General features: G+C 70.4%; 22 protein-coding genes and 2 pseudogenes. 13 read left to right on the top strand and 11 right to left on the bottom strand.

Going from position 1 to position 22,559, the window contains the following annotated elements:
- The first annotated feature begins 183 nt into the window (after positions 1-183).
- Entirely contained in the window at positions 184-2,346 is a 2,163-nt protein-coding gene (locus tag ACF08B_RS29540; protein ID WP_392320186.1) for a SpoIIE family protein phosphatase, read from the top strand.
- A gap of 180 nt (positions 2,347-2,526) precedes the next feature.
- On the opposite strand, the gene ACF08B_RS29535 is transcribed toward ACF08B_RS29540, so the two are convergent.
- The 3 genes from ACF08B_RS29535 to ACF08B_RS29525 form a co-directional block, all read right to left on the bottom strand.
- The gene (locus ACF08B_RS29535; protein ID WP_392320185.1) at positions 2,527-3,711 is read right to left on the bottom strand and encodes a type III polyketide synthase; all 1,185 of its coding nucleotides are present in this window, start codon (positions 3,709-3,711) and stop codon (positions 2,527-2,529) included.
- Between the two features lie 524 nt (positions 3,712-4,235).
- Positions 4,236-4,748, bottom strand: a complete 513-nt coding sequence (locus ACF08B_RS29530; RefSeq protein WP_392320184.1) for a GNAT family N-acetyltransferase — start codon at positions 4,746-4,748, stop codon at positions 4,236-4,238.
- A gap of 189 nt (positions 4,749-4,937) precedes the next feature.
- A complete protein-coding gene (locus tag ACF08B_RS29525) occupies positions 4,938-6,056 on the bottom strand; it encodes an ABC transporter substrate-binding protein (protein ID WP_392320183.1) in 1,119 nt (372 codons plus the stop codon).
- Positions 6,057-6,255: 199 nt separating this feature from the next.
- Here ACF08B_RS29525 and ACF08B_RS29520 point away from each other — a divergent pair, with 199 nt between their 5' ends.
- Positions 6,256-7,002 (top strand): phosphotransferase family protein, encoded by a 747-nt coding sequence (locus ACF08B_RS29520; protein ID WP_392320182.1) that lies wholly within the window; start codon positions 6,256-6,258, stop codon positions 7,000-7,002.
- Positions 7,003-7,200: 198 nt separating this feature from the next.
- On the opposite strand, the gene ACF08B_RS29515 is transcribed toward ACF08B_RS29520, so the two are convergent.
- The gene (locus ACF08B_RS29515; RefSeq protein ID WP_392320181.1) at positions 7,201-8,091 is read right to left on the bottom strand and encodes a hypothetical protein; all 891 of its coding nucleotides are present in this window, start codon (positions 8,089-8,091) and stop codon (positions 7,201-7,203) included.
- A 158-nt stretch (positions 8,092-8,249) separates the two neighbouring features.
- On the opposite strand from ACF08B_RS29515, the gene ACF08B_RS29510 reads away from it, so the two are divergent.
- Positions 8,250-8,990 carry a VOC family protein gene (locus ACF08B_RS29510; protein WP_392320180.1) on the top strand — a complete coding sequence of 247 codons (741 nt, stop codon included), beginning with the start codon at positions 8,250-8,252 and terminating at the stop codon, positions 8,988-8,990.
- A 9-nt stretch (positions 8,991-8,999) separates the two neighbouring features.
- Here ACF08B_RS29510 and ACF08B_RS29505 read toward each other — a convergent pair whose 3' ends face one another.
- The 4 genes from ACF08B_RS29505 to ACF08B_RS29490 all read right to left on the bottom strand — a co-directional run bounded on the left by ACF08B_RS29505 (position 9,000) and on the right by ACF08B_RS29490 (position 12,643).
- Complete coding sequence (locus ACF08B_RS29505) at positions 9,000-10,301, bottom strand: MFS transporter (RefSeq protein ID WP_392320179.1); 1,302 nt, start codon at positions 10,299-10,301, stop codon at positions 9,000-9,002.
- Positions 10,302-10,423: 122 nt separating this feature from the next.
- Complete coding sequence (locus ACF08B_RS29500; RefSeq protein WP_392320178.1) at positions 10,424-11,005, bottom strand: ArsR/SmtB family transcription factor; 582 nt, start codon at positions 11,003-11,005, stop codon at positions 10,424-10,426.
- Positions 11,006-11,120: 115 nt separating this feature from the next.
- On the bottom strand, positions 11,121-11,762 hold the full coding sequence (locus ACF08B_RS29495) for a nucleotidyltransferase domain-containing protein (RefSeq protein WP_392320177.1): 642 nt from the start codon (positions 11,760-11,762) through the stop codon (positions 11,121-11,123).
- Complete coding sequence (locus ACF08B_RS29490) at positions 11,759-12,643, bottom strand: squalene/phytoene synthase family protein (protein ID WP_392320176.1); 885 nt, start codon at positions 12,641-12,643, stop codon at positions 11,759-11,761. Before ACF08B_RS29490 ends, ACF08B_RS29495 begins: the two co-directional genes overlap by 4 nt.
- A gap of 434 nt (positions 12,644-13,077) precedes the next feature.
- Between ACF08B_RS29490 and ACF08B_RS29485 the strand changes: the two are divergent.
- The 3 genes and pseudogenes from ACF08B_RS29485 to ACF08B_RS29475 form a co-directional block, all read left to right on the top strand.
- Positions 13,078-13,224: pseudogene (locus tag ACF08B_RS29485) on the top strand (histidine phosphatase family protein); the annotation flags it as partial.
- Positions 13,225-13,252: 28 nt separating this feature from the next.
- A pseudogene (locus tag ACF08B_RS29480) lies at positions 13,253-13,438 on the top strand (histidine phosphatase family protein); the annotation flags it as partial.
- 631 nt (positions 13,439-14,069) lie between these two features.
- Complete coding sequence (locus ACF08B_RS29475; RefSeq protein WP_392320175.1) at positions 14,070-15,053, top strand: deaminase domain-containing protein; 984 nt, start codon at positions 14,070-14,072, stop codon at positions 15,051-15,053.
- 293 nt (positions 15,054-15,346) lie between these two features.
- Here ACF08B_RS29475 and ACF08B_RS29470 read toward each other — a convergent pair whose 3' ends face one another.
- The gene (locus tag ACF08B_RS29470; protein ID WP_073898329.1) at positions 15,347-15,568 is read right to left on the bottom strand and encodes a hypothetical protein; all 222 of its coding nucleotides are present in this window, start codon (positions 15,566-15,568) and stop codon (positions 15,347-15,349) included.
- A 195-nt stretch (positions 15,569-15,763) separates the two neighbouring features.
- Between ACF08B_RS29470 and ACF08B_RS29465 the strand changes: the two genes are divergently transcribed.
- Together ACF08B_RS29465 and ACF08B_RS29460 are read left to right on the top strand one after the other, a co-directional pair.
- Positions 15,764-16,780, top strand: coding sequence for a DNA-directed RNA polymerase subunit alpha (locus tag ACF08B_RS29465; RefSeq protein WP_073898327.1), 1,017 nt, complete (start codon positions 15,764-15,766; stop codon positions 16,778-16,780).
- Between the two features lie 221 nt (positions 16,781-17,001).
- A complete protein-coding gene (locus ACF08B_RS29460) occupies positions 17,002-17,568 on the top strand; it encodes a GNAT family N-acetyltransferase (protein ID WP_392320174.1) in 567 nt (188 codons plus the stop codon).
- 4 nt (positions 17,569-17,572) lie between these two features.
- Here ACF08B_RS29460 and ACF08B_RS29455 read toward each other — a convergent pair whose 3' ends face one another.
- Positions 17,573-17,968 carry a VOC family protein gene (locus tag ACF08B_RS29455; RefSeq protein ID WP_392320173.1) on the bottom strand — a complete coding sequence of 132 codons (396 nt, stop codon included), beginning with the start codon at positions 17,966-17,968 and terminating at the stop codon, positions 17,573-17,575.
- 153 nt (positions 17,969-18,121) lie between these two features.
- Between ACF08B_RS29455 and ACF08B_RS29450 the strand changes: the two genes are divergently transcribed.
- From ACF08B_RS29450 to ACF08B_RS29430, 5 genes are all read left to right on the top strand, one after another.
- Positions 18,122-18,448: a hypothetical protein gene (locus tag ACF08B_RS29450; RefSeq protein WP_392320172.1), complete on the top strand. Its 327-nt coding sequence runs from the start codon at positions 18,122-18,124 to the stop codon at positions 18,446-18,448.
- Positions 18,449-18,605: 157 nt separating this feature from the next.
- Positions 18,606-19,079 carry a carboxymuconolactone decarboxylase family protein gene (locus tag ACF08B_RS29445; RefSeq protein WP_392320171.1) on the top strand — a complete coding sequence of 158 codons (474 nt, stop codon included), beginning with the start codon at positions 18,606-18,608 and terminating at the stop codon, positions 19,077-19,079.
- Between the two features lie 62 nt (positions 19,080-19,141).
- The gene (locus tag ACF08B_RS29440; RefSeq protein ID WP_392320170.1) at positions 19,142-20,068 is read left to right on the top strand and encodes an RNA polymerase sigma-70 factor; all 927 of its coding nucleotides are present in this window, start codon (positions 19,142-19,144) and stop codon (positions 20,066-20,068) included.
- A 99-nt stretch (positions 20,069-20,167) separates the two neighbouring features.
- The gene (locus ACF08B_RS29435) at positions 20,168-20,623 is read left to right on the top strand and encodes a VOC family protein (protein ID WP_392320169.1); all 456 of its coding nucleotides are present in this window, start codon (positions 20,168-20,170) and stop codon (positions 20,621-20,623) included.
- Positions 20,624-20,707: 84 nt separating this feature from the next.
- Complete coding sequence (locus tag ACF08B_RS29430; protein WP_392320168.1) at positions 20,708-21,157, top strand: hypothetical protein; 450 nt, start codon at positions 20,708-20,710, stop codon at positions 21,155-21,157.
- A gap of 118 nt (positions 21,158-21,275) precedes the next feature.
- Here the strand turns inward: ACF08B_RS29430 and ACF08B_RS29425 are convergent, their stop codons facing one another.
- Complete coding sequence (locus ACF08B_RS29425; protein ID WP_392320167.1) at positions 21,276-22,556, bottom strand: type II CAAX prenyl endopeptidase Rce1 family protein; 1,281 nt, start codon at positions 22,554-22,556, stop codon at positions 21,276-21,278.
- Positions 22,557-22,559: the final 3 nt, after the last annotated feature.

Here is a 22,559-nt window from a genome sequence, read left to right as displayed (position 1 = left end):
CACCGAAGCGACCACAGCCCCCCACTGCGCCCTCACTGTCCGCGATCGCGGGGTGATCCGCCGATGTGGGCGAAGCGACTCCCGGTGTTATTCAATGAGGTGTGCGGTCAGGGATCTCGGGGCCCCGTCGCACGGGTCCGAGTACGGCCCCGGTGCTGCACCGGGGATTGCCGAGAGAGCCTCATGGACTCCACACCCTCCCCCTCGTCGTCTTCGCCGTTCGAGCTGGTCAGCAGCGCCCTCGGGCGCTACATCCCGCGCGGTGGAGCGACGGCGGCGGGTGGTCCCGTCGAGGCGCAGGGCGACCGCGCCGCCGGCCGGCGCATGCCCGACAACGGGGCGGCCGGCCGACAGGACCAGATCCTCGGCGCGATCAACGTCGACGGGGATCTGAGGATCACCCGCTGCAATCTCGACGCCCCGGTGTTCGCGGGTCTGAACGCCGTGACCGGGAGCCCCATCGTCGACCTGCTGCCCCCCAGGGACGTACCGACGGTGACCCGGCGGTTGCGGCAGGTGCTGGAGACCGGTGAGGCGCATGTGGCCCGGATCCAGCGGCTACGGCGCGATGACGGGTCGGAACTGGTGGTCTCGCTGAGCATCCTGCCCGCCGCGGCGCCTCAGGAAGGCCTGACCGTCTCCGTGATCGCCATGGCCAGGAGGCTGCACCTGTACGCCGCCGAGACCGCGATCGGCACCTCTCTGGACATCGGCGAGACCGCTCAGTCGCTGGCGGAGTCCCTGCTGGCCTGGGGGGACGTGGCCGCCATCGACCTCGACTTCGCCGTGTGGACGGGCGAGGGGGTCAGCGAGCGGGCGCACGGGCGCATCCGGCTGCGGCGGGCGGCCCTGGTGCCGGACCGGGCGTGGCCCGAGGGCTATGTGACTCCGGGTGACGATCTCCCCAGTGACGCCAGTCGCCTGCTGTCCCAGGCGGTGCAGCGTGACGACGCCCCGCAGGCCATCGTCATACCCGACCGGGAGTCGGTCGAGCGGGTGCTCGGCAGTCCGCTCGTGATGCGTGCCCTGGTGCCGGGTGACCGGTCGGCGGGGGTGGCGTGCATACCTCTGGTCCTGGACAGCGTGCCGCCCGTCGTGCTGGGCGTGGCGGAGGTCTGGCGGCGGGCGGACCGCCCCTTCCGGGACAGCGAGCTGTTCGAGTTGCAGGAACTGGTGGCCAGGACCGCCCATCACGTCGACCTGGCCCGTCAGCACCAGCGCGAGCACACGCAGGTGCTGGCGTTGCAGCGCCGTCTGCTGCCCAGGACCGGCGGCGACTCCGTCGAGATCGCGAGCATCTACCAGCCCGCCACCCCGGACAGTGCGGGCGTCGGCGGTGACTGGGTGAACAGCTTTCCGCTGCCCGACGGGCGTACCGCGCTGGTGGTCGGCGACGTCGTCGGGCACGGTCTGGGGGCCGCGGCGACCATGGGACAGCTGAGCATGGAGGCCCGCGCGCTGCTGTCCGCGGGTCTGGCGCCCGACGAGGTGCTGGAGCACCTGGACGAGACCGTGTCCCTGCTGGACGACGCGGAGTCCGGGCTGGCGGCCGGCTACAGCGCCCTCGGGTCGACCTGCTGCATCGCCCTCTACGACCCGGTCAGCCACCGCGTGGCGTTGTCCAGCGCCGGCCACCTTCCCCCCATCCTGGTGTCGCCGGACGGTCGCGCGGGCCCGCTCGCGGTCCGTCCCCATCCCGGGCTCGGCGCGGAGTTCGCCCTACGGGAGCCGTTTGACGTGCACACGTTCGACGCGCCTCCGGGTTCCCTGCTCGCCCTCTACACCGACGGCCTGGTGGAGGATCCGGCCCTGTCGATCGACGAGGGCATCGGCAGGCTGGCGGACGCGGTGTCCGCGGTGCACCCGTGGGACGCCCTGCAACAGGCCGCACGGCGTGTCGTCGCGGTGCTCGCGCCCGTGCGCCAGCGCGACGACGTGACCCTGCTGCTGGCGCGCATGATCGGCTACCGCAAGGAGGACACCGCCACCTGGCGACTGCCCGCCCGTTACGACGCGCCCGCTCGTGCCCGAGCGCAGGTCGTGGCGCTGCTGCGGCAGTGGCACACCAGGGAGGACACCCTGAACAACGTGTCGCTGCTGGTCGGCGAGCTGGTCACGAACGCGGTGCGCTTCGCGACGGGTCCCGTCACGGTACGGCTGATCAGGTCCGGTCACGGCCTGCTGTGCGAGGTGGGCGACACGGGCAACGGCAGGCCGCGTCTGAGCCGGCGCGACCTCCTCGACGAGGGCGGTCGTGGCCTGCACATCGTGCACAGGCTCAGCAAGCGGTGGGGGGTGCGGTGGACGGACTCCGGCAAGGTGGTCTGGGCGGAAGTCGCGAGGTGACGCGCTTCCGGACCGACGCGTGGCCGGCCTACGGGCAGCGCGAGGTACGGGCGGCGCACGGGGAGAGCTGGTGGCGGCGTGGGCGTGGCCCGGTCCGAGGGCCGGCGCTCACAGCGGTACGGGTGCCGTGACCGGTGATCCGGGCGGCCCGTGCGCCGGTACGGGCCGCGCGGGTGCCTGCTACAGCCACTCCCCCTCCAGGGCGGTGGCGGTGAGGCCCGGGGCCGCCGCGTAGAGGACGGCACGGCTGCCCGGCTTCTGTCCGGCGTCGTACGCCCGCCGCATGATGTCGAACACGGCGGCGCCGCCGCGATTACCGCTGGTGTAGCTGTCGCGGCTGTAGTCCAGCAGCCCCGAAGGCCAGGTCTCGGGCATCGTCTGCTCCATGTACTCCAGCACCCGGGTCCCGCCGGGGTGCGCGAGCAGCACGTCGGGGTGCCAGGAGTCGGGGCTGTCCTCGTAGCGGACGCGCAGCCACTCCCACATCGCGGTGACCGTCTCCTGTACGGCGCGCGGGCCCCGCCGGTCCATCACGAAGTGGGTGCCGTCGGACCGCGTCTCCAGCCGGTGCAGGTCCTGGGTGCCGGGCAGGGTGTGGTTCCAGGCGGCGTCCAGCCGCAGCACCGATTCGCGCCTCGGGCGGCCCGTGACCACGGCGGCGACCGCGGTGTCCGCGAACAGCAGCCGGACGATCAGGGACTCGAGGGTGTCGTCCGCGGGCTGGTAGGTCGTGCTCAGCGCCTCCGCGATCACGACCAGGACCACTCGGTCGGGGTCCGCGGCCACGAGATCGGCGGCCAGCGCCAGGGACCGGGTTCCCGCGATGCAGGCCCACTGCGTGGCCGGCAGCAGCATCGCGTCGTCGCGGAGCTGGAGCTTGTTGGCCAGGGCGATGTCCAGACCCGGCAGCGCCGGGGTGGTCGAGTTGCTGGTGATCAGGCAGTCGACGTCGGCGGCGTCGATCCCGGCGATCTGGAGGGCCCCGCGCGCCGCACGCTCACCGTAGTTCTGCACGGCCTCCCAGGCCGGCGCGGTCCGCTCCTGGACCGTCTGGGGCGCGGGTATCGCTTCGAGGGCGGCCATCACGCGGTCCACGTCCTGCTGGGTGAACCCCTCGCGCGCCAGCGCCTCTTGGGCCGGTCCGGCACCGGCGGCCCCCAGGCTGCCGCCACTGCCGGGCGCGACGGCTGTCTCCAGCGGCAGCATCCATCCGCGGCTTTCGATGCCCGTGCTGGCCGCGATGCCGTCGATCCGCGGCGCCCAGGCGGCATCCGGGTGCCGATCGCGCACCTCCGCCACGATTTCGCTGGTCTTCACGGCGTGCTCGCCGTGGATCACGGCAGGAGCGCATACGTAAGCAGCCATGGTGGGGCCCTTTCTGGGGGAAGCAGGGAGGAACGTCACGATTGCTGTGTGATGGGCCACTTTGAGAGTTCACGCCCAAGGGGATGGCGGTTGGCTCCACTTCGGGAGTCAGTGGCCGGTTCGAGCATGGACGCTAAAGGGACATTTACGCTGTGATGCACACAACTTGGGCGCCCTTTAGGCGCGTGACACGGCACACATCGCTGAATGAATGGGGTGCGCCTCGGGGCGCACCACGCCCCGCCTGCCTGACTTGCCGTCAGCCGGACTCGGCTACCTCGACGGGGCCCCACCAAGGGCGAAAGGGCGCGGAAGGCCGGCGCGACGAGAGCGGCCCTTCAGGGGGTGAGGCCGCAGGCCGGCACGCCCTCGGCCACTCCGGCGGGCTCGCTCAGGCCGGGCACCCCGACAGCACAGGCGCCGCACCGTCCTGCGACCTGAGCAGGCCGACAGCCCTACTGGGCAAATTAGGACAAATGCCTATGAAACTTTTCCGGCGCGAGAGCGCCTCCCGCTCGGCCGCCTCACCGCAGGGGCTTCTCGAGGAGCGTGTAGGACTTGGCCGTGCCACCCGGCTGGGGCTTGCCCTCCTTGCGCCCTACGACCTGATAGCCGGCGTCGACGTAGTACGCGGTCAGACGAGCATTGCCGGCCAGACAGTCGAGGCGGGCCAGGCTGCGTCCCGCTTCCGCCACACGTCGCTCAGCGGCTCGCAGCAGGCGCAGTCCTGTACCTGCCGGAGCGGCGGTACGGTCCACCATCAGGCGATGCACATACCCGGCCGTTGGAGGCTGTGGACCCCAGGCGTCCGGGTCCTCCCACCACAGTTCCCAGGCCCCGACCGGACGACCGTGCACTTCCGCGACCCACACCTCCCCCTCTTCCATGATCCGGCGGAAGTGGTCCTCGTCCAGTTCGCCGGGCTGCCACTGCCCGGTGGTGCCCCGGGAGTTCATCCAGCGGGCCGCGTCGTCACGTAGGCGGACCAGGGTGGAGAGATCTGCGCCGACAGCGGGGCGGAAACGTAGATCGTTCACCCGTCGATCCTCACACGAGCCTCCCGTGCTCCTCCCTCCGGGCCCCGTGGGTGACTCCCCGGGACGGCGAAGGCGATGCCGCAAAGGGCCCACGAACCAACCGACACATAGGTGCGGCCGATGCACCGTGTCGGAGCCGGAGCCGGGGCCGGCATCCGGCCGCCCGGCTCCGCCCTCCCGTCGCTCTTCTCATACGGCGTGCCGGACTCGAAAGCGATCGGGCGCGGCCGGATCGCGGTCGACGACCTGAATGGGCGCGCCGAGCCACTGCCACACGTTGACGCCGTTCTTTCGGGAGAACCGAATCCGCCCGCGGGTGCCGTCAACCGCGACGCGTGGCCATGATGTGGCAACGCGCGCCCGGTCGGCGCCGTGCGAGCGCAGTGCTTCGGCGAGGACGGTGATGGTGTCGTATCCCTCGAAGGCAACGAAGGAAGGCGCTTCGGCGAGCCGGGCACGCAAGGCTGCCTCGACTCGCGCACCGAGTGGGCCCAGACGTTCGGGCAGGTAGCGCAGGAACGGGATTCCGGCGCCGTCGACACCCAGCAAGTCCGCCCATGCGGCGAACTCCGGTTGGCCGGCCGGTGCTCCGATCAGGATCTCGTCGAGGCGCCGGTCGCGGCGGGCGGATCTGACGATGGACATCGCCGGTTCCGGGTGGCCGACCAGAAGGAGGAGGGCGGTCGCACGGTGGTCGACGAGTGCGTCGCACACCGCCGCAGGGGCCAGCGCGCGCGTGTCGAGTTCGGTGACGGTGCCGCCGCGTGGAGTGAGGTGGTCCTGCAGGACGCCGACTCCCGATGCCCAGTAGACACTCGGCTGGGTTGCCACGGCGATCCGGCTGTGGCCCGTGCTGAGGAGGAAATCCGCATAGACCCGCCAGCCGTCGGACTGTGGCGGAGCAAGACGCGCGACCCATTGCGTCGGCTGTTCGGTGAGCGCGTCCAGGACCGCTGAGGAACACAGGAACGGCAGACCAAGGGCATCCGCCCGGTCGGCGACGGCACGAGCGACGACGCTGTGGTACTCCCCCGCCAAGGCGACCACACCCAGCCGGGCCAGTTCCTCCGCGGCCGCCGCGGCTTTCCCAGGGTCCGCCGCGGTGTCTCGTACCACCAACTCAAGTCGTCTTCCACCGATCCCTCCGGCGTCGTTGACGTCGCGCACGGCGAGTTCCAGCCCGGCGAGCAGGTGTCGGCCTGCCTCGATCCAGCCGGGCCGGGTCAGCGGAACGAGGGCGCCGATCCGAACGGACCTTTCAGTCTGCTCTGCCTGCACTGCTTCGAGTGGCGATGACGACGTACTCATGCGGTGGTCTCTCCCGTGAGGCGATTCGGTCGCGGACGGCCCGGTCCGCTGGGAACTCCCGACAAAAATAATGGACTTGACCTGGCCGGTGGTCGGTGCCGTGCACCAGGCCGCAGGGGTAGCGGGGTGCGGTCAGCCACGTACTCGCAGGCGACAAACCTGGCGACGCCGGCGGTCATCCCCGGGATACTGGTCGCCCATGGATGAGGTCGAAGTCGTCGTCGCCCATTCCGAGCGCGCGACCCTGCGGGTCGGCGACGTGTTCCTGAAGGTGGACGCCGATCAGACACGCATCGACGTCGAGGTCGAGGTGATGGCCCTCGTGCCGGTCCCGACCCCGAAGGTCCTGTGGCGCAAGCCGCCCGTGCTCGCGATGGCCGCACTTCCGGGAACGACGCTCGGGCGCCTCGGCGGTCCGTCGACCGGGTCGCCGGCGGCGTGGGCCGCGACGGGCGCCGCCCTCCGAAAGCTGCACGAAGCGCCCCTGCCACCCCGGCCCGGCCGCGCCGGCCGGAGCATCGCCGCGCTTGCCGCGGAACTCGACGACGAGTGCGAGTTGCTCGTGGCGAACGGCGTCCTGCCCGCCGACCTGGTCACCCGCAACCGCCAGGTCGCCGAGGCCGCGCTCCGGCCGTGGGCTCCGGCGTTCACGCACGGCGACCTGCAGATCGCGCACGTCTTCGTCGACGGCGACGAGGTCACCGGCATCATCGACTGGTCCGAGGCGGGCCAGGGTGACGCCCTGTACGACCTCGCCACCTTCACGCTCGGACACGAGGAGCACCTGGCCGACGTCGTCGCAGGCTATGGCTCCGGCATCGACCTCGACGTGATCCACGCGTGGTGGTCATTGCGAAGCCTGCTGGCGGTCCGCTGGCTGATCGAGCACGGCTTCGACCCGTTCACGCCGGGCTGTGAGGTCGACGTGCTGAGATCCCGGATGTGAGGCTGCGCGGACCGACTGGTTCGGCGCCTGGGGCCGGATTCTCGCCTGTCGGCTGGTGTTGCCGCAGCGGCCGAACGAGCCCGCCCTCATGCGGAAGGAAGGCTGCCGAGGATCTGTTGCTGCACGGGCCGGACCACGACGGCATCGCGGCAGAACTGGCTACGGAGGCCGACGCCTTGGAGTCCGACTGATCATGCCTCAGAAGTCCGGCTGCCCATGGCTCACGAAGAAGTGCCCGGAGGCGTGGCTCATGGGGTATCCCAACTGGACGTCTGTGAGCATGCGCAGGATGAACTCACCGGCTCCGCAGTCGAAATACCGCTCGTCGCCGCATTCCGACCGCGTGACAACGGTCCACTCGTCAGGGTCGGTCGCGCCCGTCGACCACATGAGTCCCGGTTCGAATTCCGACCAGCCCCAGGGCAGGAGTCCGCCGGACGCCAGGTCGGGGCCGTACCTCTTCCACGGGTTGCGGTCGACGCCAGGACCGCCGGGCACGGCGAGTTCGAAGTACTCGTCGAAGCTGCCCGCGCCGAACAGGTCGACGATCTCCTTGTAGTCGGTGGGCAGCCGTGTACCGAGGTCGGCCTCTATGCTGGGCCAGTCGACGCGCGGTCCGGGTGTCGGTTCCCAGCCCGTGACGATGCACAGCTTCTCGGCCCAGGATGCGCCCTCCGGAAAGCCTGCGGACGCGGGGTCCTCGCGGTGAGCGATCACGGCGACCGTACGAGGGCCGTGCGGCGAGGCGACCAGGCCGCACCCGATCCAGCGGTGCCGGTAGCCCCAACCCCGCATCTCCAACAGTTCCCCCGCGCCGAAGGGCTCGACCAGCGGCAGGCCGGTGCGTTCGGTCAGCGTCGGATCGACGAAACCGCCCGCTGCCAGGTTCCGATGTTGTCCCGCCCACGAACCGAATGCCGCGACAAGTGCGTGCAGGTCCGTACCCTGGGGGTTCTCCATGATGACGGGTCGGTCCCGATCCGGGGGATGCCCCTCGATTCGGCGCCGGACCGCGTCGACGAATGCACTGGTCTCCATGGCCGTAAGCCAAGCCCATGCCACTGACATCCCGGCGGCCTGGTCGGTCAAAGTCGGCCGTACGCCGGCATTCGAGAGCGAGCCGAGCCAAGACTCGGACCGACTGACCCCACCGGCGACGCGCCCGCCGGCCAGGGCCGGCGAAGATCTCTGTTCGGTGACGCGGTAGCTGCGGATGTCGTACGGAGCGGGTGCATAGGATCGCCGGCATGGCACTGCGACCTGTTCAGGTGAACATCAAGGCTCTTGACAGCTCGGCGGTCGGCCGGTTCTGGGCGGAAGCGCTCGGCTGGAGCGCGTACAGCCCCGGCGTGACGACCTACGTCGGGCCCGCCGGCGGCCCGGTCTGGCCGGACCCGGTCGCGGTCTGCATCGACGTCGTTCCCGTGCCGGAACCCAAGACGGCGACGAAGAACCGTGTGCACCTCGATCTCGCCACCACCTCCGCGGCCCACTACGCGGAGTTGGTCGCACGCGTCCGGGCGCTCGGTGCGACACCTGCCCTCGTGGGTCAGGGCGACGTTCCGTGGACGGTCCTCGCCGACCCCGAGGGCAACGAGTTCTGCGTGCTCGAACCTCGGGACATCTACCAGGGCACCGGGCCGATCGCCGCGGTGGTGGTCGACTGCGAGGATCCGCGCGCCATGGCCAGGTTCTGGGGCGAGGCGTTGGACTGGACCCTGCACGAGGTGACCGACGATCTCGCGCGGCTGCGCTCCGCCGAGGGGAACGGCCCGTATCTCGAGTTCCTCCGCACACCCGACGTGAAGACCGTGCCGGACCGTGTCCATCTGCACCTGCTGCCGTACCCCGGTGACGACAAGGCGGCGGAGGTGGCCCGGCTGCGGACTCTCGGCGCCACCGATCTCGACCTCGGCCAGGGCGACGTCCCGTGGACGTGCCTGACCGACCCGGAGGGCCACGAGTTCTGCGTCTGCGTCCTGCCCTGACCCGGTGGCTCACAGGGGTCCCGACCGGCCTCGTGCTCGGGTCTCACAGGCCTCACTCCGGGCTCGCAACGCCAGCGGATCTTCGCGTCGGTCCGCGGGCAGGGCGGTGGCGGTTGCGACCGCCCCCGGTTCGGTTCGGTTCGCCGACGCCGGGACGGGCCCGGTCCGCCGGTACACATGCGCGGCTGCCAGAGCGAGCAGCAGGAGGCTGCCCGCGAGGACGTAGACGGTGCGGGGCTGTACGACGGCGCCGACCAAGCCCGCGCTGACCAGGCCGGCGATGGTGGCACTGTTCAGCAGTGCGGCGTGGGCAGCCGTCGCGCTTCCCTGGCCGGCTGAGTCGATGGTGCGCCCCAGCGCGGTCTGGCGTACGACGCCGAATGCTCCGTTGGCGGCGCCGGCCAGAGCGGTCAGGACGAAGAGACCTGGCAGGCTGTACAAGGCCGCGACGGCCAGAAGTGCTGCGCCCACAGCACATGCGGTGAGCGCGGCCGGGCGGGCCGTAGAGCGTTCGGAGAGCCCGCGTCCGGCGGTTCCGGCCCCGATGATCTGCCCGGCCGCCCACGCTGTCGTCAGCAGGCCGAAGACCGTTGCGGTGGCGCCGTAGGAGTCGCGTACGAGATAGATCTCCACGACGTTGGTGACCTGCAGAGCGAATGTGAGCACGAGTCCGACGAACACCACTCGTGCAAGGTGGAGGTGCTGCACGAGAATCCGAAGTCCCGCGAGGAATCCGGACCTTTGTGCGGGCTGTGCGGAGTCGACGGATGTGGCGGACTCAGGTCGGGCGGGCAGGCAGATGGCCACGAGGGGCACGGCAACGTAGGTGGCCGTGTCCACCAGGAGTACGCCGCGCAGTCCGACGGCGTCCATGAGGAGGGCGCCGACGGCGGGCCCGATGAGGAAGCCCAGGTTGGACGCCATGGAGACGAGTGCCCCCGCACGACTCATCAGAGGACCGGGTGCGGCCTGGAACAGAGCTTTCACGCATACCGGTGCCGCGATCGCCATGAGCCCCGACAGCACGGCCAGCAGGCCGACGAGCAGTGCGACGGCATCCGTCAGCGACATCACCGCGCACACGCCGACAAGGCCCACACCCAAGGGAGGCAGCACACGTCTGGCCGGATGGCGGTCGGATATCCGGCCGGCGAGTCCGGCCAGCAGGATCGCCGGCACGGACATCGCTCCGAACAGTGCGGCGATCCCCGGGCCGCCAGTGGCCCGGTCATGGAAGTCGAGCATCAATGCGGTGACGGCCAGCCCGTCCCCCAGGCAGGAAACCAGGAACGCGGCAGCGATGGCCGTCACTTGACCTGGGAGACGGGTGCGTGCGGCAGCCGAAGTCATGATCCGAAGCTATAACTTCGAAGGCCGCGAAGCGAGCGATTTTCGAAGTTGGCGCTTCGAAGTTTCAGCTTCGGAGTTCGGCGTCAACCTTTGGGAGGGGCCTCCGGCACCGCTCGCAGTGAGATCGCCACCGGACGGCGGCCGGCCTCGCCCCCGTCGCGCGCACGGTCGCTGTACGCCTGGAAAAGCGCCTTGACCTGGAGGAGGAGTTCATCCAACTCCTCAGGCCGCACCTCGACCCTGGCGTTGAGGACGGACAGCGCGTCACGCCACTCTTCCGGCTGCTCGCCTTCGACACCGAGCCACTCCTCCAACTGCCGGTCGCTGCGGGACAAGTACTGCCGCAGCAGTTCCCGGCTCGCCGCACCGCCGTCCTGCCGGCTGTCGGCTACCACGAGTTGGGACGAGCGTGCACGCCACAGGTGCTTGCGCTTGTCAGGATGCTCAGCCTCCTCGATCAGCCCTGACTCGGCGAGTGCCCGTAGGTGCCAACTCGTCGCGGACGGCGAGAGGCCTGTCGCGGCGGCACATTCGGTCGCCGTCCCCGGCCCCACCTCCGCCAGACGCGCCATGATCGCCAACCGGGCAGGGTGGGCGAGCGCCCGCATGACCTTGGGGTCATCGACGCGGAGAGGCGGCAGGGGAGGGTTCGTCGCTGGGGGCATGCGGACCAGCGTATCCGAAGCGATTCCTTCCGATCTGCCCGTCAACCGGGCAGGCGGCACTTGGTGACTCCTTGTGGCCTGGTCTCGTCCATGGCCGTTCCAGCCGGGGTGTCCGTCACCCCCTCGCCGGCTTCTCCAGCCAAGCGTGTCCGGGATGCACGCGCTTCAGCCAGGTGTTGAGTCGGTCTTGCCGTGCCTGGCTGAGCAGGGGGAGGACTCCATGGAAGTCCGCATGGTCCTTGGGACGAGCCGCCTTCGCTTTGAACAGCAGGACGAGCTCGGGCACCAGATAGGGGATGCCGTCCGCGGTTCGCTCGATGATCGTGTCGTACGGCAGTCTCAGGTTCTCGTCCCGCCGGCAGATCCATGTCCCGCCCTCGTGCGGCTCCCGCAAGACGTCGAAGAAGAACCGACCGCTCTCGGGATCCCGCAACCAGGTCTGGTGGGTGACGGCGAGCGCCTCTGCTCCTGCGCCCGTCCAGATCCGCCCCGAGCCCACCGCGTCGAAGACGTACGTCGGGAACCGGTCCCGAATCTCCGTGAAGTCCGCCGCGGGCACGGCGATCTCCAGATCATCGTGCGGCCGCGACTGCTCGCCGCGGAACAGATCCAGCGCCCAGCCCGCCGCGACGCACCACGGGGCATTGATCCCGGCCAGCCGCTCAGCGACCTGTTCCGGCCGCCAGGCGTGCGCCCACCGAGCGTCCAGTTCGTCCGGGTCGACAACAGCGCCGCCCGGCGGCACGGAGTCGGTCATCGGATCGACGTACCGCTTGAGATGTCGTGGGGCCGGCGACGCCGATGGGCCCACGCACGGCGGAACTGTCGGGTCAGGACGGCGACGGAAGCCATCGGTGCCGGTCCTGCCTCCCGGTACAGGAGGTCGCCGCCCTTGCGCCTCACCGCGGCCAACCGAAGCTCCTGGACACCGACGAGGGCGTCGAGGAACGGCCGGTACTCGACCGCGACGAGTGACGGAAGATCTCGGCAAGCGGCAAGAGCCGTTTCGGCTCGGTCGGTCTGCGAGCGGACCAGACGTTCCAGAGCGGGTACGCACGCCCGCGATGTGCTCCGCAGGTCCTCGAACGTCACGCCATGCCGGAGGAGTTCGTCCTGTGGAATTCCGATCCGGCCGTGGGCCACGTCCTCGGCCAGGTCGGCGAGGAAGTCGCAGCGCTGCCACCCCTCGATCAGCGCTCGGCATCCGGCAGCGAACGGGTCGTCCGCTCCGGCGTCCGGGCGGGGCGCGAGCAGCGAGGCTGTCAGCATCAGGGCCGGGAGGGCGTAGCGGTCCACGTAGTCCTGGAAGTCGGCCTCGGTGTCGAAGCCCGTCCAGGCGGCCTCGACCGGTGCGCCCGCCAGAAAGGCGCGCACACGTGCGGGCATGTGGGGGTGCCGACGGACGGAGTCCCACAGAGCCAACAGGGTGTGGTCCGCGGGCGGATCGTCGGCCTCCAGGGCAGGTGCGGTCCGCTCGGCCCAGGAGCGCAGAGCCGCCTGGCGGACGCTCATCTCGCCGGTGTCGATCAGCTCATCGGTCCTGTGCATGTACGCCACGGCGGCGATGACGGGCGGCTGAAGCCGAGCGGGGAGCAGCAACCGGACCGCCACGTACTCGTGCAGGGCAAACTCACGCACGCCCCGACGTTGGGCCTCGTAGGCCCGCCGCACGTGCGGATCAGTGATCCCCGCCTTGGCCAGAGCAGTGGACCAACGCATCGCAACCCTTCAGAAGACCGTCGAGCGGCCGCTGCCGGCGCTCCCACCACCGCGGCCGCGGGTGAACGGCCCGATGTACCCGCAGCCCGGCACACGTTCGCGAACAGTACGTGGGGTCCGTGTTCAAGGTCCATCTGTCCAAGTCAAAGCCGCAGGACTGCCGGAGCGGCCGAGCACCGTACTCACCTGCCTGCCCGCAAGGAGACCACCGGATTCCCGCAGCCGAACATCTCACCCCACATCGCCCTTGACGCGCGGCAATCGGGAACGTCGGCCGCCTGGGCTGCGTACGGTGCCGGCGCCGTCACGACCGCGGCCGGCTGAGGAGGACGGTCGCGGCAGCACACACCCCGGTGCGGTTGACCGTGGGCCGGCACGCCGAGTCGGTGTGGAACGCGCAGGCCAGGGTCCAGGACGACATCGCCTCGCCGCCGCTGACCGCGGCCGGAGCCGCCGAGGCCGAGCGGTGGGCGGCCGGGCTCACGGACGACGCCGGCATCCGCACCATCTGGAGCAGCGACGCCGTGCGTGCCCGAGCGACCGCGGCCGCCGCCGGCCGCCGGCCGCCGACTGGGTCTGCCCGTGACCAGCACCCGGCTGCTCGCGGAAGCGGCCGCGGGGGTCCTGGAGGGACTCACCCGTACCGAGGCCGCCCGCACCCTCCCCGAACACCACCGGGTGTGGGAGGCACGCGGCGACCTGGACGCCACCCCGGGAGCCGAATCGGGCGGCCTCGCCTTCACCGGCAGGGAGAGGCAGCCCGGCCGCGCCGAACTGTTCGACGCCTACGCCGATTCGATCGCCTCCGTCCACCAGGTCTACCGGCAGGGCCTGACCGGGTTGTCCTCGCGCTTCCCGACCTCGATCTTCCTCGATCTGTCCACCGTCTACGCGGAAGAGGACGCTCCCGTGCTTCCTGGACGGAGTCCATCTCACCGCCCACGGAGCGGACGTACTCGCCGACGCCCTCGCGAAGGCGCTGGGGCGGCCGTCGGCAGACGTCCCCCACGGGGATGGGACCGCGCTGCCGCAGCAGCGGACAAGAGCCAGGACGGCCTCATCGCCCGGTACGACCGGCGCCTTCCCCAGCCCCCCGCGCTGCCGGCGCCATGGGGCGCTGATCCCCGGCGCGGCGCGACGAGCGTGCTCCCGCCGCGACCGCCGTCAGGATTGACGCGCGTCACCGCCGGGAAGCCACCAGGGGCCGATCGACCGTCCCCGTTCCGTGTGCCGAGCGTGCGTTCTCCCCTCCGCCCCTGGATCGGTGGACGGGTGACCGGCGAGGGGAATCGACCGTGGGGGCGGTCGCGTGCAGTACACCGTGACGAAGTGGGGGAAGCAGCGCATGACCACCGCGGCATTCACCAACAAGGCGATCCTGCGGTACTCGATCGCCTTCATCGGGTACGCGGACCTCGAAGGAGAGGTCCAGAGCGTCTCGCACCAGGCCCTGCGCGGGGACAACTACTACCAGGACCTGCCCGAGCCGGAGGACTGGACCGGAGCCCTCCAGGGCGTCCAGCACAGCAAGGACGCGGAACGGCAGGTGGTGAACCTCCTCGCCGACGAGATCTACCGCCACCTGGGATGCCGGAGCACCGCTCAGTACACGGCGCGAATCGGCGCGGTCCGCAAAGGCACGGTGGACCTGTACTCCGACATGGGCCCGTGTCACTCCTGCCGGTCGGTGATCAAGGACTTCCGCAGGGATTTCCCGGCCCTGACCCTCCAGGTCCGCTACCGCAACGCGCTGCGCGGCGGCGGGTCCGCGGCCCTGATCCCGGCGGGCGACGGCCTGTACGGGCAGTACGGCATCGGCGACGCCACGCAGCGCACGGACCAGCTGTGGGCCAAGACCTACCCGGGCACCCCGGTCGCCGCAGCCACCGGCACCTTCGACGTCAAGGTCACCGGGTCCGGCGGCCAGCGATTCACCGGCACCGTGCGGGGCATCGACCAGCAGCCCCACTCCTCGTACCTGTACCCGGCACCGAGTTCCACCGCGGCGCCGCTCGACGAGGTGACCGCTGTCATGGACGGGATCGCACGGGACATCAGCACCCAGATGGTGCCCGAGCGGCTGATGCGCCCGCAGGCGTTCCGGCAGTGGATCCGTGGCATCGGCCAGGGGACCGTACGGCTCGACTGCGAGCGGGGGCCCGGCAAGGACGGCCGGACGGCGATCGCGGCGTTCATCGAGGACTTCCCGAAGGTCCGCATCGAGGTGGCCTACCCGGGCGCGACCGCGCAAGCGGACGGCTGCGGCTACTCGGACGCCACGGAGCAGGACGGGGGCACCTGGCTGAAGATCTTCCCGGCCGCCCGCTGACCGACGGAGTCCTTCGCGCGCCCGTTCGCCCCTGCCGTTCCCGCCTCGGCCGAGCCGGCGACGACAGCTTCCGGCGCTTCGGGCGCGTCGCCCTTCCACACGCCTGCGAGCCACTGGGCTGACGCGTGTCACCTGGGCGCGCCACAAACCTTCTGCCGCAGCCCCCAGTCGCGTCCCGCAGGGCGTCCACCGCGATGGCGAGGGGTGTCGCCTTCGTGGGCACGGCTCTGAAGGCCGCCGGGGCGCCGCGATCTGGAACCGCGGCCCCTACGGCTTGGTCATCTTCGCGGTCCCTACAGCTTGGTCATCTTGCTGTAGGGGCTCAGGATCCGCATCTGCTCGGAACCGAAATCCACGAGTGCCGCGACTCCGTCCTCGATGCCGATCACCCGACCGAGGCCGTACGCGTCGTGCGTGACCTGGTCGCCCACGGCGAAGTGCTTCGGAGGCGGCGTGATGGGAGCCTTGAAGGGGCTCGTGGGCAAATGGCGCTTAGGTGCAGCAGGCTTTGTCATTGCCCCTAGTATGCGCCTACGAAGCGCACTGGTGGCTACCTCGCTGACCGTTGGACCCCCTTTCCAGCACGAGCTGAGCCTGTCGGTCGGCCGGCCGACGGGCGGTTCGACTTCGTAGAAGGCCGAACCGCCCGTACCCTTCTGGTGTCTACGGGCGTCACATAGCGGGCGCCGAAAAGTTGGAGGCAATACCTCGTGCTGATTGCTCAGCGTCCGTCCCTGACCGAAGAGGTCGTCGACGAGTTCCGCTCCCGGTTCGTGATCGAGCCGCTGGAGCCGGGCTTCGGCTACACCCTCGGCAACTCTCTCCGTCGCACCCTCCTCTCGTCGATCCCCGGCGCTGCTGTCACCAGCATCCGCGTCGACGGTGTCCTGCATGAGTTCACCACCGTGCCGGGCGTCAAGGAGGATGTCACCGACCTGATCCTCAACATCAAGCAGCTGGTCGTCTCCTCGGAGCACGACGAGCCGGTCGTGATGTACCTGCGCAAGCAGGGCCCGGGTCTGGTCACCGCCGCCGACATCGCGCCCCCGGCCGGTGTCGAGGTCCACAATCCCGATCTCGCCCTCGCCACGCTCAACGGCAAGGGCAAGCTGGAGATGGAGCTGACCGTCGAGCGCGGTCGCGGCTACGTCTCCGCCGTGCAGAACAAGCAGGCGGGCCAGGAGATCGGCCGCGTCCCGGTCGACTCCATCTACTCGCCGGTCCTGAAGGTCACGTACAAGGTCGAGGCCACGCGTGTCGAGCAGCGGACCGACTTCGACAAGCTGATCGTCGACGTCGAGACGAAGCAGGCCATGCGTCCGCGTGACGCCATGGCGTCGGCCGGCAAGACCCTGGTCGAGCTGTTCGGTCTCGCCCGCGAGCTGAACATCGACGCCGAGGGCATCGACATGGGCCCGTCCCCCACGGACGCCGCCCTGGCCGCCGACCTGGCGCTGCCGATCGAGGAGCTCGAGCTCACGGTCCGTTCCTACAACTGCCTCAAGCGTGAGGGCGTCCACTCGGTGGGCGAGCTGCTCGCGCGCTCGGAGGCGGACCTCCTGGACATCCGCAACTTCGGTGCGAAGTCCATCGACGAGGTCAAGGCGAAGCTGGCCGGCATGGGCCTGGCCCTGAAGGACAGCCCGCCCGGATTCGACCCGACCGCCGCCGCCTTCGACGCGGACGACAACGGGGGCACGGGTTTCATGGAGACCGAGCAGTACTGACCGTCTCGCCGGGCCGCGCATGACGGGGAGGGCAGCCGCGCTGCCCTCCCCCGATGACCCCGGGCCCGCGACAGCCCCCTCAGAGATCACTCCGAGGGGGCCGTCCTCTTCGCGCCCCGACCTGATCAAGCTCCTCCTCGACGTCCGTGCCGCCGCCGTGTCAACTCGGGCGTCCACATATTGGTTTGCCGCCGGCCGGTCGCGCCCGATAGGAAGCTCGTATGTTGAGAGGCAGCAAGGTGGGGCTCAGGGCTCGCCACGAGGACGACATCCCGGTCCTGCGATCCGAGCTCTACGACGACGTGGTCAACTCCTCCCGGGCCGAGAGCGGACCGTGGCGGCCGGTCACACCCGGCTACCAGGATCCGCGGCTCGTGGTGGACGACGAGGAGCAGCAGCGCGCCCAGTTCTCCGTCGTGGAGCTCGAGGGCGGCACCCTGGTCGGCACCACGGTGCTCTGGGGCATCGACACCCACAACCGATCCGCGCACATCGGGCTGGGGCTGCTGCCGTCCTCCCGTGGCAAGGGCTACGGCACCGACGTGGTCGCGGTGCTGTGCCACTACGCCTTCGTGGTGCGCGGCCTGCAGCGGCTGCAGATAGAGACGCTGTCGGACAACACCGCGATGCTGCGCTCCGCCGAGCGCAACGGCTTCGTCCGCGAGGGTGTGCTGCGTTCCTCGGCCTGGGTGTTGGGCGAGTTCGTCGACGAAGTGGTGCTCGGACTCCTCGCCCAGGACTGGAAGCGGGATTCGCAGGCTCAGGCTGCCGTCCGCACCCAGGGCTGAACGGTCAGCGGCCCTCCAGGTAGGTGGTGCGCCCGTCGTCGTCGAGTTCGAAGGGGCCCTCGGGGATGATGCAGAACTCGTTGCCCTGGGGGTCCGCCATGACCAGGAATCCGCCGTCCGCGTACTGCTCCAGTCGGCGCCCACCGAGCGCCTCGACCCGCTGCTGCTCGCTCGCCGGGTCGGGTGAGGTGACGTCGAAGTGCATGCGGTTCTTGCCCGACTTGGGCTCGGCGGTCTGTTGGAAGCCCAGGCCGAGACCGTTCTCCCGCCGCAGCCACACGTACGGCCCGGTCCGGCCCACGACCGGCCTGCCGAGCAGCTCGGCCCAGAACGCGGCCATCCGCTCAGGGTCGGTGGCGTCGACGATGAGGGCGTTGATGTGCATCGGGGAATCTGCCATGCCGGCATCCTCTCAGGACGTTTGAGGATGCCTGCCGTACACACGGTCACCGAAGCCACCCGCGTCCCGCTCGTCCGCGCCGGCGCCCCCTTCGAACGCAAGCCATTGGCAGAACCCGACTGGCCACTCGCCGCCTGAGGAGCACCCCGGACCATGACCGCCTTCGACACCTATGGCACGAGTGCCCACACCGCCCGGCAGCTTGCCGACCTGGTGACCGATCGCCTCGGCGCAGCCTTCGTCGAACGGGACAGCGACTACCTCGGCGTCTACCTCCTCGCCACGCTCAGCGACGCGACTCGCATCCAGGTCCAGCCGAACGCCATACCCGGCGACGACGGCGACAACGACCTCTACGACGAGCGGCACCCCGACCTGCCCGTGCTCCTTCTGATCACCGCTCCGAGTCCAGACCCTGCCCTCCACGGCCAACTCGCAGGCATCGAAGGACTCGCCAGGATCACCCCGACGCGTAGCTGAAGCCATCTTGGCGAGCAGTCGTCAAACCTGTGCACGTGGACGAGTTCTGGACCCGCCGACGGCGAGGAGACGCGGGTCACATTCGTGCGTGTCACAGGGCGGCGGGTCACCTCGTCTCAAGGGGTGTAGGCACTGACGACCGCAGAGGGAGCACACCATGGACGCGCGACTGAACTACTTCGCCGCCCCGACCACCGGCAAGGTCCTGAAGCACTTCATGTCGGCGGGCAAGGCGCTCAAGGAGTCGCCGCTGCCTGCCGCGACGCAGGAGCTGGTGGCGCTCCGCGTCAGCCAGATCAACGGCTGCGCCGCCTGCATCGACATGCACACCAAGGAGGCCGCCGCCGCCGGCGAGACCTCGGTACGGCTGCACCTGGTCGCGGCGTGGCGGGAGGCCACGGTCTTCACCGACGCCGAACGTGCCGCGCTGGAGCTGGCGGAGGAGGGGACCCGGGTCGCGGATGCGGCCACGGGCGTCAGCGACGAGGTGTGGGCGTACGCCGCCAAGCACTACGACGAGGAACAGCTCACGGCCCTGGTGGTCCTGGTCTCCTTCATGAATGCGGTGAACCGGCTGAACATCATCACCCAGCAGCCGGCCGGCCACTACGAGCCCGGGCAGTTCCACTGACGGGAAGATGTCCGCGCCGGCGAGTGCGCGCGGGTGAGAAGGTGCACGGGGAGGGTTTCGTCGTGAACAAGGTCGATGAGTTCGAGAGGCTGCGGCCGCTGCTGTTCTCGATCGCCTACCGCATTCTGGGCAGCGTGGGTGAGGCCGAGGACGCGGTGCAGGAGACGTGGCTGCGCTTCGACGGTTCGGCGACCCAGGTCGCGTCGGCCAAGGCGTTTCTGTCGTCCACGGTGACGCGGATCTCGATCGACGTGCTGCGCTCCGCGCGGGTGAGGCGGGAGGCGTACGTCGGCCCTTGGTTCCCCGAGCCGCTGCTCAGCGATCCGTACCAGGATCCGGCGCGCTCGGCCGAGCTGGCCGACTCGGTGTCGATGGCGGCGGTGCTGCTACTGGAGCGGCTCAGCCCGCTGGAGCGGGCGGTGTTCGTCCTGCGAGAGGTGTTCGACTTCGGGTTCGACGAGGTCGCCGCGGCGGTGGGGCGGTCGGAGGCGGCGTGCCGGCAGCTGTTGGTACGGGCACGACGGCACATGCGGGCCGGGCGGCCACGGTTCGCAGCGGATGGTCAGGAGCGGCAGGAGCTGGCGACGCGGTTCTTCGACGCGCTGAAAGGCGGTGACGTGGGCGGACTGCGGGATCTGCTGGCCGCGGATGTCCAGTTGGTCGGGGACGGTGGCGGCAAGGCACCGCAGCTCGCCAGGGCCGTCAGCGGTACCGAGAACGTGGCGCGGCTGCTCCTCTCCGTCTTCCCCCTGTTGGCCCGGATCGGCGTGACGTTCGAGCCGCAGGAGATCAACGGGCAGCCCGGCGCGATCTTCCGCGACCGGGACGGCAAGGTGCTCCACATCCTGGCCCTCGACGTGTTCGACGGGCAGATCCAGACCATTCGCTCCGTGATCAATCCCGACAAGCTCGGCCACCTCGGGCCGGTCGCCGACGCCTGGGCCATTGACCGCGAGGTGAAGCAGGTCCGGATCGGTGACGGCCGATAGTCCCCGGCACGAACGTACCGTCCGGTCTCGGAGGCGTTCCACTGGGGCCGGGGAGGCCGGTCCGGCACGGCTGTCAGAGGCGTCTGTCAGGCTCTTCCCATGGAGATGACGCTGCAACTGACGATCGACTGTGCCGACCCTCAGCGGCTGGTGGCGTTCTGGAGCGAGGCTCTGGGGTACATCCCCGAGCCTCCCCCGCGCGGTCATGCCACGTGGCGGGAGTACTGGGCGGCCATGGGGGTGCCCGAGGAGGAGTTGCCCCAAGGTGCGGGCGACGTCCCGGAGTCGATCGTCGACCCCGCCGGTCGGGGGCCGCGCGTGTGGTTCCAGCAGGTCCCGGAGCCCAAGGCCGGCAAGAACCGCATACACCTCGACCTGAAGGTCGGCGGCGGGCGGGACGTCCCGTTGGCGGTCCGCACGCAGCGGGTCACCGCCACGGTGGAAAGGCTGGTGAAGGCCGGCGCCGGCATGCTCCGGATCACGGACGATCCGGACACGGGGCAGTACGCCGTCCTGCTCCAGGACCCGGAAGGCAACGAATTCGACGTCGTCTAGGCGGGGTCGGGTCACGCTGGCGGGCGGGCACCTCTGTTTCCACTCGGCGGACAGGTCGGCCGGGAGCGGTGGCTAGGATGAGTCATGAACCCGAACTTCTTGCACCAGCAACCTAGTTGGACCCAGCGGCGGCGGACGGCAGTCCTGGCCTGCCTGCTGAGCGCCGCGGCACTCGGATGGACCGCGGTCGCAGTGAGCGTGCACACGACCGGCTCGGCCGCACTGGACCCCGACCATGTGACCGATGCCGACGTGGCCCGGCTGGGCGCCGCTGTGATGGCCGGCATCGCGGCGCTGGCCGCGGGGCTGTGGTGGCGCCACTGGGCGACCGTGAGCCGGTCGATGGTCGGCGGTGGTTGGGCGCGCGGGGCGTTCGCTGTCTCCGCGCTCCATTCGCTCTTCGTCGTACCGGTGATCCTGCTCGCCTCTTGGGAGTGGAAGGCCCTGGCGATCGCCTTCACATGCGCGGTGCTCGCCGCGGGTGTGCGGGAGGCCGCCGACGTGACCGGACGAGCCACTGAGGCTTTCGCCTAGGGGGACGCGGGACGCGGCTCCCCGCCGGTACGACGGTGTCAGCGGGTTGGCCGGCCTGCTGACCGGGGCTCCGCAGCGGTGTCCGTGGCGCCTCGGAAGACTTCAGCAGGCCCCGTCCTCATGAGGGTGCGTGCGGCGGCCGCGTCGCTGGAGGAGTCTCAGGGCCGTTCGGAGTCTGTGCCTGATCGGTCGGGGCGGGCTGTGCGCTGGCCACGGGGGGCCGTGAGACCCGGACGTCGGCGGACTGTACCTGGCCCCCGGGCGAAGCCCAGCCGAGGGGTGGGGCCACCCGGGCCACCCGGGGAGCCGCCCCGGCCGCGCCCTGTCCGTCCGACGGCGCCCGGTAACCGACGGGACCGCTCTGTTGTCCGTGCTGGGCGCCGAGCGGCGAGTAGTAGGTCGGCCACGGGTGCGGCGACGTCACGTGGACGGCGGGTGCCTGAGGGACGACGGTACTCACCGTGGCGATGCCGCGGCGCCGCGCGAACCACAGGACGGCCGCGGCATAGATCAGGATCGTCGGTATGTCGACGGCCGCTTCCACCCAGCCCATGTCAGCGGCCGTTTCGTCCGAGTCGAGTGCACCCTTGATACCCGCCGCGATACCCATCCCCACCAAGTTGTTGAGGGTGTGCAACGCGATGGAGGCTTCGAGCCCGCCGGTGCGTACCGCCAGCAGCCCCATCACCCCGCCGAAGACGACCAGATCGGCGAAGCCCCATGCCGTGCCCCACCCGTGAGCCGCGGCGAACAGCACGGCCTGGGGCAGCACGGCGATCCACGGTGACCGCAGCCAGGACCCGACCGCCTGCACCAACCAGCCCCGGAACACGTACTCCTCGGCAGCCGCCTGCAACGGTACGAAGCAGCAGAGCATCACGAGGGCGAGGAGGAACGAGCGCCAACCGACCCACTCGGCCTCCCCACCGCTGTCCCCCGTCCCCGGCAGCAGGAACGTGATCCCCAACGACACCACGACGACCGGCAGCGCCAGCCAGAGGCACAGTCCCAGCCAGCGTCGGCGCAGTCGTCCCGTCACCGACGAGACGGTCCCGGCCGGACGGCCCTGCACCCAGCGCGCCGCCAGAAGGACCGCCGGGATCGCGATGGCGATGGACAGCAACTCGACAGCCATGTCGCCGATCGAGCCCCAGGTGCGCATGTCGTCGGCGTCGGTCGGGCGGTCGAGGATCACCCCGCCGACCTCGGATGCGACGACGAGCACCATCATGAGCAGGGCCGTGCCGACGCCCACCACGACCGTCCCGGCCAGCGGGCGCCACCACCGTCCGCGCCGTCCCTTCAGGAGCGCCAGCCGGTGGAAGGGCAACGGAGCGACCGGGTCCGGATCCTGCGGGACAACCGGAGGACCGTACGGCTCGGGGTAGTTGATCGACATGAC

The sequence above is a fragment of the Streptomyces sp. NPDC015139 genome, assembly GCF_043079785.1.
In the GTDB taxonomy this organism is placed as follows: Bacteria; Actinomycetota; Actinomycetes; order Streptomycetales; family Streptomycetaceae; genus Streptomyces; species Streptomyces albidocamelliae.
The sequence above is the reverse complement of the archived record's forward strand: the minus strand, read 5'-3'. Positions and strand labels throughout refer to the sequence as shown.